Source organism: Aestuariibaculum sediminum (assembly GCF_014596945.1).
GTDB lineage: Bacteria > Bacteroidota > Bacteroidia > Flavobacteriales > Flavobacteriaceae > Aestuariibaculum > Aestuariibaculum sediminum.
In genome coordinates this window covers 176880-189170 of record NZ_JACVXB010000007.1, presented here as the reverse complement: position 1 = coordinate 189170, position 12291 = coordinate 176880, and the positions used below count along the sequence as shown (strand labels likewise).

The following is a 12291-nucleotide window of genomic DNA, read 5'->3' as shown; positions in this document are numbered from 1 at the left end:
AAGTTAGATGAAACAGGGTATATTATTAATACACCAGGAACAGCAAAAACAAATGTGCCAGGGGTATTTGTAAGTGGCGATGCAGCCGACCATGTTTATCGTCAGGCAATAACAGCAGCAGGTACAGGTTGTATGGCCGCCTTAGATGCCGAGCGTTATTTAGCTGCTAAGGAGTCATCAATTGAGGCTTCAGCTGCGGTATAGAAAGTTCAAAATAGATTGAGAATTTTTATTATAACCGAGGAGATTCCTCGGTTTTTTTATTTTATTCTTTTAATATTTGATAAAAAATATTTTCTTTGGGCAAAATTAGAATTCGGGATGTGGCGCAGTCCGGTTAGCGTACACGGCTGGGGGCCGTGTGGTCGCAGGTTCAAATCCTGTCATCCCGACTTTTAAGGAATATAATAAGTGATAAACTTTGTGTAATCGTATGATTTTAAGTAACTTGTGTTAATTATAGGTTGTTTATTACCGTCATACAGTCCATTTAAATAAGTTACCTATTCGGTTACCTCCTGTATGATGACAAAATAGGTAACTGAGATTTTGATTTGACTTTTGTTTTTAATGTTCAATTTTAAAGCAAAAGTGTATGAAAACTTCTAGTACTTTCGGTGTCCTATTTTGGTTAAAACTTGCCAATGTTAAAAATGGGGAAGCACCTCTTTATGCTCGAATCACGGTTAATGGAAAGCGAGCAGAATTATCCCTGAAAAAAAGAATTAATGTTACCAATTGGGATTCAAAGAAATGTAAATTTAAAGGATTGAGTGAGGAGGCTAAACTAGTCAATAATTTCCTTAAGAGCGTAAATGGTCAATTATTTAGTATTTATCAAGATTTAAGTAGGGATAAGAAATTAGTTTCTGCGAGTTTGATTAAGAATAATTATTTAGGAGTTGATAATGAGAATTATCTTCTGTCTGATATTATAGAGTACCATAATACGCATATGAAATCAACTTTACGTTGGGGAACTCAAAAGAATTATTATACGACTCATAAATATTTGTCATGGTTTTTAAAGCAAAAAAGAAAAACAGATGATATTTATTTAACGGAATTGAACTATCAATTTATAATTGATTTTGAGAGGTTCTTAAGAGGGTATCCTCAAATGGGAGGAAATACTGTAATGAAGCATCTTGAAAGGCTTAGAAAAATGATAACATTGGCTTATAAAATGGAATGGATTGTTAAGGATCCGTTTATAAAATTTGCCATTAAATATGAGAAGAAAGAGCGAGCCTTTTTAAACGCAGGTGAACTGGAGGCAATTGAGAAAAAATCATTATTTATTCCTAGACTTGATTTGATAAAGGACCTTTTTGTTTTTGCATGTTATACTGGCTTATCTTATGGAGATGTAATGAAATTATCTAAAGATCATATTTGTTTGGGAATTGATGGGAAATTGTGGATTCATTCTCAAAGAGAAAAAACGAAAGTTCCTATTAAAATACCTTTATTGAATAAATCCATTGAAATAATTAAAAAGTATGAGTGCCATCCTCAGACTTTTGGAAAACAAACAATTTTTCCAAATATTTCAAATCAAAAACTAAATTCTTATTTGAAAGAGATTGCAGATGTTTGTGGAATTAAAAAGAATTTAACGTTTCATGTCGCCAGACATACCTTTGCCACAACAGTAACACTTTCTAATGGCGTACCCATTGAAACTGTTTCAAAGTTATTAGGGCATACCAAGTTGTCCACTACACAGATTTATGCAAGGGTTGTGGAAACTAAAATAGGTGAGGATATGGAAAATTTACATAATAAGTTGGAGGGTAAAACGAATGTAGGTTAGTTTCATTTTTGTTTTGGCTGTTTATTTGCTGTGGAATGTTGGCTAAAAAAGGTTGAATTTCAATAGTATTTTTTTATTATATAAACAGGATGTCATTAGTGGAATAGCTGTCATGATAAAAATCGTCATCATGCTCTATTATATGTAGTTTTTTGCTTAGCTCATCTGCTTTTTCCAGTAAGGGAAACAGTTGGTAGCTGACATGAAAATATAAAGTTGTTAGGTATTGAGCATAAGTGTCTTCTGTGCCTCCTGTGAAATTTCTTTTAGAAATATAAAAGTTGTATAGCTGTTTACCGTTCATTAATGCTAAAGGGTTGTTATATTTGAGCTCTAATTGAAATTACTGAATTTACAATTAAGATTCTTATTTTTAATACTGAAAAGCTACAATTAATTTATGTCAGAAGAACAAAAGCGCTTATTGCAAAAGCAGTTATGGGGTATTGCCAACCTATTAAGAGGTAAGATGGATGCCGACGATTACAGAAACTACATTTTAGGCTTTATTTTCTTTAAATACCTTTCCGAGAAGCTTCATTTATATGCCGACGATATTTTAAAGCCTGATAATCTAACTTACGAGCAAATTGATGAAAACTCAGAGACGGGTAGAATGTATATCGATGCCATTCATAAAGCCTGTGTGAAAAACTTAGGCTACTTCTTAAAGCCGTCGGAGTTATTCGCCAGTATTGCTAAGAAAGGGTACAACCTAACCGAAATAGAAACTAACGATAATCAGGAGGCAAAACAGTTCTTCATTATAGAAGACTTAGAGCGTATTTTAAACAATCTGGAGCAAAGTACTATGGGTACAGATTCCGAAGACGATTTTGTGCGTTTATTTGAGGATTTAGACCTTACCTCATCAAAGCTTGGAAGAACTGTTAAAGCTCAAAACGAGATTATCGCTAAAATACTTTCGCATTTAGACCAAATCGATTTTCAGCTTCAAGATTCAGAAAGTGATTTGTTGGGGGATGCCTATGAGTATTTAATTGGGCAGTTTGCTGCTGGTGCAGGAAAAAAAGCAGGCGAATTTTATACCCCGCAAGAGGTTTCAACCATATTGGCTAAAATAGTTAGTTCTCGAAAAAAACGTATTAAATCGGTGTATGACCCCACGTGCGGAAGTGGGTCGCTACTGCTTCGTGTGGCCAAAGAAGTTGAAGATGTAGGCTTCTTTTACGGTCAGGAGTTAAACCGTACGACCTATAACTTAGCACGTATGAACATGATTTTACATGGCGTACATTTTTCTAAGTTCGATATTAAACAAGAAGATACTTTAGAAGAACCTCAGCACATGGGTATAGACCTAAAGGCGGAGGCGATTGTCGCTAATCCCCCGTTTTCGGCTAATTGGAGTGCTAAAGGTGTGTTTTCAAGTGATGACAGGTTTAGTCAATACGGTAAATTAGCCCCTAAAAGTAAAGCTGATTTTGCATTTGTACAGCACATGGTGCATCATTTAGATGATAATGGTATTATGGCAACAGTATTACCTCATGGTGTACTGTTTCGTGGTGCTGCCGAAGGACATATTCGTAAGTATTTAATTGAAGATCGAAACTATATCGATGCGGTTATAGGTTTACCAGCAAACATCTTTTTTGGAACGAGCATCCCGACCTGTATTTTGGTGATTAAAAAGTGTAGAGAGGTTAATGAAGATGTCTTGTTTATAGATGCTAGTAACGAGTTTGAAAAGCAAGGAAACCAAAATAAACTATTACCAGAGCACATTGAGAATATAGTAACGCATTATACTGAGCGTAAAGTAACCGATAAGTTTAGTTTTAGAGCATCTTTACAGGAAATTAAAGATAACGACTATAACCTGAATATACCTCGCTATGTAGATACCTTTGAAGAAGAAGCACCTGTAGATATAAAAGCCGTAAGCCAAGAACTAAAGGCTTTAGAAACCGAATTAGAAACTACAGATTTGACAATTGCCAATTTTTGTAAACAACTTAATATCGAAACACCCTTTTAAGTATGGAGAAGCTGTTAGTGCCAAAATTAAGGTTTCCTGAGTTTAAAAGTGTTTGGGATGAAAGGTTTATTGGAAATATTTTAAAAATTGGTAGTGGTAAAGACTATAAGCACCTAAACACAGGTATTTATTCTGTTTATGGTACAGGTGGTTATATGACTTCTGTTGATGAATATTTGTATGATGGGGAAAGTGTATGCATAGGTAGAAAGGGAACAATAGACAAACCAGTATATTTAAATGAAAAATTTTGGACTGTTGATACGCTTTTTTATACACATAGTTTTAAGGGAGTTTTGCCTAGGTTTGTATTTTCTTTATTTCAAAAAATTAATTGGTATAAATATAATGAGGCGTCAGGAGTGCCTAGCTTGTCTAAAGGTACTATAGAGAAAATAAAGCTCAACATTCCTCAACTCGAGGAACAGCAAAAAATTGCCACCTTTTTAACAGTAATCGATACGAAAATAATCCAGCTTAATGATAAGAAAAGCCTTTTAGAGGAATACAAAAAGGGCGTGACGCAAAAAATATTTAGACAGGAACTTAGGTTTAAAGATGGGAATGGTAATGTCTATCCTGAGTGGATAGAGAAGAGGTTAAAGGATTTTGTAAAAGATTTTATCGTGCCAATGAGAGATAAACCTAAAGATTTAATAGGTGATATTCCTTGGTGTAGAATTGAGGATTTTGATGGAATGTATCTGTATGGCTCAAAATCAAATCAAGGTGTTTCTTTAGAAACAGTTTCTAACATGAACTTAAAGGTTTATCCTATTAACACTTTGTTGGTCTCTTGTAGTGCAAATTTAGGAGTTTGTTCGATTGTTAAAAAGAAACTTATTACAAATCAGACTTTTATAGGCTTAGTTCCGAATGAACTGGAAATTAATGTTGAATTTTTGTATTACACAATGAAGTTATCCAGTCGAAAATTGAATGTTTTATCAAGTGGGACAACAATCGCCTATTTGTCAAGACAACAATTTGAAGAATTTAAGGTAGAAGTCCCTTGTTTAAATGAACAAGTCAAAATAGCCAACTTTTTGACTGCTATAGATAAAAAAATAGAGTTAGTACAAACGCAAATAGATAATACAACAAGCTTTAAAAAGGGCTTGTTACAGCAGATGTTTGTTTAGGTAGAATTATGCCGTATGAAGTATACTCAGGAGATTAAACTAATTAAGGATACCAAAAGAATTATTGCTCATCATAATGAGGTAGCAAGGCTTAAAGGGCAGACTTTCAATGTGTTTTCTATATTAAAAATGGAACACCAAGAAAATAGTACACATTCCGCTTTTATAGGCGAATTGCTTAACCCTAAGGGAACGCATTTAAAAGGTGATTTGTTTTTAAAGATATTTTTAAATAAAATTAATGATAATCGTATAAAAATAGAGCAGTCAACTGTTTCATTAGAGAAACACATTGGTGTTCGGGACGATTGTCAGCAGAGGGGTGGGAGAGTAGATATTTATATTACAGACCAAACGAATAGTATTTGTGTAGAGAATAAAATTTATGCTCCAGACCAGAATGTTCAAATTCAACGCTATTGCAACCACAATAAAGGTTTTAATACGGTATATTACTTAACACTTAAAGGAAAAGAGGCATCAAAAGAAAGTAAATGCGAACTTAAAGAAGGTGAAGATTACTATTGCATTTCTTATAAAACAGACATTATAGAATGGTTAGAAGATTGCTTAAAGGAATCGGTAGACACACCTATTCTTAGAGAGTCGATAAAGCAATATATTATCTTATTAAAAAAGCTTACCAATCAATTATCTGATAAAACAATGGAAAAAGAAATACACAAACTTATTAAAGATAATTACAACGCAGCACAAACCATTAGTAGTGCTATTAGTGATGTTGAAATGGAAGCGGTTGAGAGGTTTGTAAAAGAAGTAGCTGATAAATTAGTAAATAATTTAAATGACGATTGGAAGGTTATAGCTGATGATGATTTAAGTCAACCCTGGAAGGGTATTGTTATAACTAACCAAAGCTGGGAGGTTAATATTCAGATAAAATTAGAAGGCGCCTCAAAAATGCCATGGCAAAAGTCTATTTACGGTATTAAAGCACCTTCTGACTTAGTAGATAGAAATAAATTAACAGATACTCTTGAAGGGAATGACTTTTTTACTTCAGGGTTCAGACGGTCGGCGACTTGGCCATATTATGCGAACTTACTTTATTTTGATGATGCAGCAGAACGTTCCAAGTTGTTTGATGATAACCGAAGAAATGAATTAAAAGATTTTGTAGTAGACAAGTTGTTAGAGCTATGTGAGGCAAGTGAAACTCTTATTGCTTCGTTAAAAGATGTTAATGAGTAAAGCTAGTTTTATAAATAATGAAACATGGTTGCTTAGTATTAACGGGGCATTTCAACGTGCAAACGTGTACAAGCAAAATGTTCCCGAAAAAGAAAAGGTGTACTTTAAACGTGTGCTTAAAGTTTATATAGATGATGTACAGAATGTGTATCATACCCCTGTTACAGAAACCGAACATTTAGAAAATATTAAAGGTTTAATGGGTTTTACGGCGACCTCATCGAGTATTTTAACTAATGGTCAGTTTAATTTTGGCGTCGCTCAAAAACTACTCAATTTGTATTTAAAATATCGTTGGTGTTTAGGAAACATACCTGCACCGCCGCATTTTCCAGTCGATAGTATAATACAAAGGAAGCTTGGTTTAAAGGTTATGCCGTGGACCAAAATGGAAGATGAAACCGAGTATTTAAAAATTATAAGACATGCTAAAAAGCAGCTAGAAACATACGATTGTAATTCTCTTGCTGAGTTAGAATTGTTGTTGTTTAGCAGGAATAATGATTTAAAAATAACTGATTGTTCCTTTAAAGGTTGGTTGAAAATATAAAATTATTAACTTTACGAAAGTTCTCACAAGTTTTAATTTATAGCAAAAATTAAGTACAAACAAACCATTAAACCAATCAACATGAGAACACTTACAATTTTATTAACTGCCCTTTTGTTTTCGGGTTTCAGTTATGCACAGGATAAGACATCTTTAAAACTTACCAGTGATGAAACACCTACCTCTTTAAAGTTTGATGTGAGCCTTCAAGAAGTTATTGAAAGCCCTGTGACTAGATTCAGAAAAGAACTTACTCAGACCCAAAAAGAATACAAAAAAAGAAATCCAGAGGGCGAGAATTTGCCGTTGTACCCAAACGGAATGCTTAACCTATTGTTTGCCGAAAAAATCGCAACAGCTTTTAATACTTCAGGGGATTTATCATTGCAAGAGGCTTATTTTAATTTAGATACTACAGATGACGAGTTTTCATTTGGTTATAATTTTGATAATCGAGGAGGAGAAGTCTTAAATCCTTTGTGTTGGGTAGCTAGTATAGGTGCTAAAATTAAAGAGAGTAATGGCTTCGCAAATATTGCTGATGGAGGCGATTTATTTGAAGATAACATTGGTGTAAATATAAAATTCACCAAAATAGGCTCAGGTAGAATAGGTTGGGGAACAAGCGGTAGCGCTAAAGCGGTAAGCCATAGAGAAAATATAGAGGCAAACAGAGAATTTTTATACTATACTTACGACGAGAAAGTAAAGAAGTATGGTAGGGATGAACTTCCTTCAATAAAGGAGAAGAACAATGCAATTTATACGCCTGTTAATGCAGCAAGTGAAACAAAGGAGAGTATGAAGGATAAAATGGATGAATTCTATGAAGAAATGATTCGTGAGGAGCTTAAATATGTTGACGATAACAAGCTATATACATTTATGTTTAATTGGTGGGCTACTATAGAGGGCTATTTGCCCGTTGGTGATAAAAAATATGACATAACACCTATATTATCAAATAATGAGGCTACAAAAGTGCAATACTATGCATTTAATACAAATGCTTCCTATAATTTTTACGTACAAAAGCCAAGTGGAGTTTCTCTTTTCGGAAAACTTATAGGAGGTGTTAAAGGAAATAGTAATATTGAAGTTAACGGAGATAAAGCAAAGAGCTTTCAGTCGATTTACGTCGAAGATGGTATATCTAATCTTACAGAACCTGTATCTGCTATCGAGGTAGACGAATACAAAAGATTCGTTACAACCTCTCTTAAAGCGGAAGTAGCGTTATTTTTTGTAGATAACAAAGTTGGCTTCAGTCCTGCTATTGAGAAGAATTTCGGTACTTATGATGCTGTTAACTGGAAGTTAGGAGTGCCGCTAAGTTTAAAAAATAAAAAAGGAGAGTCTAAAGTGAACATAGAGCTTCAATGGAAAGAAACTAAAACACTCGAAGGAAGTAAACATATGTTCGGTTTCGCAAGTAGTTTCTTCTTTGGGGATTTAGTTAAATAATAACAGAATTTAAGGTTAATATAATATATGAGAGAAATTAATACCCTACTTGAACTTCAAACTTTAAATGGACAGCAAGTTAGAGCGGGAAATGGATATACATGGCATGGAGAATATTCTAATTTGATAATTAACTTTTCATTAGAATTAAATCCGCCAATTCAAAACATTAAATTCCATAATTGTATTTTTAAAGAAGATTTTTTTATTAAAAGAACTGTTCAAGGAAAGTTGTATATTAACGATTGTACTTTCGAGAAGGACTTTGATATTTCGGGAGCTGTTTTTCCGCAAAAAGTACGATTTCAAAAAAACGAGTATAAAGGTCTTGCTTTATTTAATAATACGGTTTTTAATGATTTGGTTGATTTTTGGGGTTCAACATTTCACAAGAGAACAATTTTTTATAAAACAAATTTCTTGGGAATTCTAGTTTTGTCTTCTGTAACATTTAATGAAAATCTACTATTCACATATACATTGGTTGAAAAAATGATGATTTTAAGAGGTATTAGTCTTAAAAAAGGTTTGGATTTATCACTTTCTATAATTACCGGTGAAGTAGGAATTTATGATTTTAAATTATCTAATTTTGATAGTGAAAATATTCAATCCGATACTGAACATTTTCAAATATGTGTTTCGCGCACAGGAGAAATACCAACAAAAAACAAAAGAGAGACTTTTAGAATAATTAAAGAGAAGTTTTTAAAGGTTCATAATGTGATAGAGTCTTTAACTTACGAAAGCTTGGAGAAGCAAGCACATTCTCAATATATGAAAGAATCGAGGGTCGTTTTTTTTAGCAATGACAGGTTGATTTTTCTTTTTAATAATTGGTCGAATAAACATCGAAGTTCTTTTAAACAAGGTATTAAATTTACATTTATAGTTGCGGTTGTTACGTATTTTCTTTCTATTGTTACTTCGGGTAATTTTACATTGACATTGGATGATTTTTGGGGTAACTTATTTCAAAATATAAAGGGTTTTATTTTAACATTAAATCCGATTCATCGGATAAGTAATTTAAAGGAGATTTATGAAATTGATGATTTTGGTTTGGCGTTCTATGTTTTTAACTATATAGGAAGAGTTTTAGTTGGTTATGGAACTTACCAAACAATTCAAGCTTTTAGAAAATACAGATAAATGACAACACAACCAGAACAAGTATTAGAAAACAATTTAATAACGCAATTACAGGGTTTAGGGCATAAATCGGTAACAATTAAAACAGAATCCGATTTAGTAACTAACCTTAAGTCACAGCTTGAAAAGCATAATAATACCTCGTTTTCCGATACTGAGTTTAATAAAATTCTCCTTCACTTAGGTAAGGGTAACATTTTCGAAAAGGCTAAAACTCTTCGAGATAAGTTTGTCTTATTACGTGATAGTGGCGATAAAAGTTATATCGAGTTTATTAATCAGGATTTTTGGTGTCAAAATCAGTTTCAGGTAACAAACCAGATCACAATAAACGGTAAGCGTGAAAATCGTTACGATGTAACAATACTTATAAATGGACTGCCGTTAGTGCAAATAGAGTTAAAACGCCGAGGTATTGAGCTTAAAGAAGCGTTTAATCAAATTCAACGTTACCAGAGAGATTCATTCGCTTCAAATCATGCACTTTTTCAGTATGTACAGATTTTTGTTATAAGTAATGGTGTTAACACGAAGTATTACGCCAATAGCCCGAAACAAAGCTTTAAACAAACCTTTTTTTGGAGTAAGGAGAATAACAGCAATATAACGCAGTTAACCGATTTCGCATCTGTGTTTTTAGAGCCGTGCCATATCGCTAAAATGATAACCAAGTATATTGTGTTACATGAAAGTGATAAGATACTTATGGTGCTAAGACCTTATCAGTTCTTTGCGGTAGAGGCAATCATAGACCGAGTTAAAAACAGTACAAAAAACGGTTATATATGGCATACAACAGGCTCAGGGAAGACCTTAACTTCATTTAAGGCAAGTCAGATATTAACCAATAACCCCAAGATTAAAAAGGTTGTTTTCGTTGTTGATAGACAGGATTTAGATGACCAGACAGTTAAAGAGTTTAGAGCGTTCCAAAAAGACAGTATAGATGGAACTGAGAACACCAAGATGCTTGTTGAGCAGTTCTTAGACGATAGTCGCCCGTTAATGGTAACTACCATACAAAAGTTAAATGCTGCGATTTCTAAGGTTAAGTTCAGGAATCAAATTGAACGATTAAAGGATGATAAAATCGTTTTTATTTTCGATGAGTGCCATCGTTCACAGTTTGGAGATACGCATCAACGTATAGTCAATTATTTTACAAACCATCAGTTATTCGGTTTTACTGGTACGCCCATTTTCGTTAAGAATGCTGTTAGTAAAAAGAGTATAAAACAAACCACAGCAAACCTGTTTAACGATTGCTTACACCGTTATGTCATAACTGACGCCATTCGAGACGAAAACGTATTAAAGTTCTCTATTGAGTACTATAACGTATTTAAGCAAAAGCACGGTATAGAAGATGTGCAGGTCGAAGGAATCGACAAGAAAGAAGTTTATGAAAGCGACCAGTATGTTGAGCTTATAGCAAACTACATAATAAGTAACCATAACCGTAAGACCTATAATCGCACGTTTACGGCAATGTTTTGTGTAAGTACTGTTGATGTGCTTATTAAATATTATGAGCTGTTTAAAGCCAAAAAAGAAGCAGGCGAACATAATTTAAAAATAGCCACCATTTTTACTTATACCGAAAATGAAGAGGATAAAAATGCAGATGGTAATATTCCTGAAGAGAATTATGATATGGCTGCCGAACCAGAAACGGAATATCAAAAGGCGAGTAGGGATAAGCTAGACGAATTTATAGCGGACTACAACAGTATGTTTCTAACCAGACATTCAGCAAAAGATGGCAATACGTTTTTAAACTATAAAAAAGACATTTCTAAGCGAGTTCGTAATAGACAGATAGATATTTTGTTAGTGGTTAATATGTTCCTAACGGGATTTGATAGCAAACCGCTAAACACCTTGTATGTTGATAAGAACCTTAAATATCACGGTTTAATACAGGCGTATTCCCGAACCAACAGAGTTCTAAACGAGAAGAAGTCTCAGGGGAATATATTAGCCTTCCGTAACCTTAAAAAAGACACCGATGATGCGATTGGATTGTTTTCAGATAAGAATGCCAAAGAAACGATTATTATAGCACCTTACGAAGAGCATTTAAAGGCGTTTAATAAAGCGTATAAACAATTAATGAGCATTGCTCCTACAGTGGATAGTGTGAACGATTTAGAGACGGAAGATGAAGAGTTAGCGTTTGCTAAAGCATTCAGGGAAATAATGCGTCTTAAAAACATCTTAGCATCATTTACAGATTTCAAGTTTGATGATACCTACATGAAAGAGCAGGAATTCGTAGATTATTCAAGTAAATATTTAGACCTACACGATAAGATAAAAACTAACCACCAAAAGGAAGCGGTCTCTGTTTTAGATGAGATAGATTTCGAGTTAGAGTTAATACACCGTGATGAGATTAACGTCGCTTACATACTTAGATTACTGGCAGAGTTAAAGAATGCTTCTAAAGACGAACAGACTAAAAAGCAAAAAGAGATTTTAGACATCGTAGCAGGGGAAACCGAGCTGAGAAGTAAAAAAGAGCTTATTGAAAAGTTTATTTTACAGAACCTACCTAACATTAAAGATGACGGTGATATAGACGGTCATTTTAACTCATACTGGGAAGAAGAGACGAAGGTTGCTTTAGATAAATTAAGCACAGAGGAAGCCTTAAATAAAGATAAGGTAGAGCACATAATTAATGACTACCTATTTACAGGGCGTATGGCTACAGAAGACAAAATAATTGATGCTTTAAACCAACAACCAAGCGTTTTACAACGAGAAACAATAAGCAACCGTGTAACCACTAAAATCATAAACTTCGTTAAAACGTTTATTAACGGTGTAGGGGTAAGTTAATTTATATTTTGTTGTTCTTTGGTGAAAAGTATTGCTGGATTTGGCTTTAAAAGATTTTAGAAATTCATATTAATTTCCGAGTCTTGTGGTATGAAATGATCGTTTTTTG

The 12291-nt window shown here is 33.5% G+C and carries 9 protein-coding genes, 1 tRNA gene and 1 pseudogene; 10 read left to right on the top strand and 1 reads right to left on the bottom strand.

The features are described 5' to 3' along the window. From ICJ83_RS14640 to ICJ83_RS14630, 3 genes and pseudogenes are all read left to right on the top strand, one after another. Window positions 1-204, top strand: a pseudogene (locus ICJ83_RS14640) (thioredoxin-disulfide reductase); the annotation flags it as partial. A gap of 113 nt (window positions 205-317) precedes the next feature. Further along, window positions 318-392 (top strand) — tRNA-Pro (locus ICJ83_RS14635). 203 nt (window positions 393-595) lie between these two features. Then, window positions 596-1816: a site-specific integrase gene (locus ICJ83_RS14630; RefSeq protein WP_188231148.1), complete on the top strand. Its 1221-nt coding sequence runs from the start codon at window positions 596-598 to the stop codon at window positions 1814-1816. Between the two features lie 76 nt (window positions 1817-1892). On the opposite strand, the gene ICJ83_RS14625 is transcribed toward ICJ83_RS14630, so the two are convergent. Continuing rightward, on the bottom strand, window positions 1893-2120 hold the full coding sequence (locus ICJ83_RS14625; RefSeq protein WP_188231147.1) for a hypothetical protein: 228 nt from the start codon (window positions 2118-2120) through the stop codon (window positions 1893-1895). Between the two features lie 96 nt (window positions 2121-2216). Here ICJ83_RS14625 and ICJ83_RS14620 point away from each other — a divergent pair, with 96 nt between their 5' ends. From ICJ83_RS14620 to ICJ83_RS14590, 7 genes are all read left to right on the top strand, one after another. Further along, window positions 2217-3818 (top strand): type I restriction-modification system subunit M, encoded by a 1602-nt coding sequence (locus tag ICJ83_RS14620; protein WP_188231146.1) that lies wholly within the window; start codon window positions 2217-2219, stop codon window positions 3816-3818. Window positions 3819-3835: 17 nt separating this feature from the next. Then, window positions 3836-4960 carry a restriction endonuclease subunit S gene (locus ICJ83_RS14615; protein ID WP_317173296.1) on the top strand — a complete coding sequence of 375 codons (1125 nt, stop codon included), beginning with the start codon at window positions 3836-3838 and terminating at the stop codon, window positions 4958-4960. 15 nt (window positions 4961-4975) lie between these two features. After that, the gene (locus ICJ83_RS14610; protein WP_188231144.1) at window positions 4976-6172 is read left to right on the top strand and encodes a PDDEXK-like family protein; all 1197 of its coding nucleotides are present in this window, start codon (window positions 4976-4978) and stop codon (window positions 6170-6172) included. Next, complete coding sequence (locus ICJ83_RS14605) at window positions 6165-6722, top strand: hypothetical protein (RefSeq protein ID WP_188231143.1); 558 nt, start codon at window positions 6165-6167, stop codon at window positions 6720-6722. The genes ICJ83_RS14610 and ICJ83_RS14605 overlap by 8 nt, the downstream gene beginning before the upstream one ends. 81 nt (window positions 6723-6803) lie before the next feature. Next, window positions 6804-8186, top strand: a complete 1383-nt coding sequence (locus ICJ83_RS14600) for a hypothetical protein (RefSeq protein WP_188231142.1) — start codon at window positions 6804-6806, stop codon at window positions 8184-8186. 27 nt (window positions 8187-8213) lie between these two features. Then, a complete protein-coding gene (locus tag ICJ83_RS14595; protein WP_188231141.1) occupies window positions 8214-9338 on the top strand; it encodes a pentapeptide repeat-containing protein in 1125 nt (374 codons plus the stop codon). After that, the gene (locus ICJ83_RS14590; protein ID WP_188231140.1) at window positions 9339-12182 is read left to right on the top strand and encodes a type I restriction endonuclease subunit R; all 2844 of its coding nucleotides are present in this window, start codon (window positions 9339-9341) and stop codon (window positions 12180-12182) included. It begins immediately after the preceding gene. The last annotated feature ends 109 nt before the right edge of the window (window positions 12183-12291 follow it).

Excerpts from the sequence above, each read along its gene's own strand:
- ICJ83_RS14605 (WP_188231143.1), top strand. The coding sequence starts at position 6,165 with ATGAGTAAAGCTAGTTTTATAAATAATGAAACATGGTTGCTTAGTATT.
- ICJ83_RS14610 (WP_188231144.1), top strand. The coding sequence starts at position 4,976 with ATGAAGTATACTCAGGAGATTAAACTAATTAAGGATACCAAAAGAATT.
- ICJ83_RS14595 (WP_188231141.1), top strand. The coding sequence starts at position 8,214 with ATGAGAGAAATTAATACCCTACTTGAACTTCAAACTTTAAATGGACAG.
- ICJ83_RS14630 (WP_188231148.1), top strand. The coding sequence starts at position 596 with ATGAAAACTTCTAGTACTTTCGGTGTCCTATTTTGGTTAAAACTTGCC.
- ICJ83_RS14600 (WP_188231142.1), top strand. The coding sequence starts at position 6,804 with ATGAGAACACTTACAATTTTATTAACTGCCCTTTTGTTTTCGGGTTTC.
- ICJ83_RS14620 (WP_188231146.1), top strand. The coding sequence starts at position 2,217 with ATGTCAGAAGAACAAAAGCGCTTATTGCAAAAGCAGTTATGGGGTATT.
- ICJ83_RS14625 (WP_188231147.1), bottom strand. The coding sequence starts at position 2,120 with ATGAACGGTAAACAGCTATACAACTTTTATATTTCTAAAAGAAATTTC.
- ICJ83_RS14590 (WP_188231140.1), top strand. The coding sequence starts at position 9,339 with ATGACAACACAACCAGAACAAGTATTAGAAAACAATTTAATAACGCAA.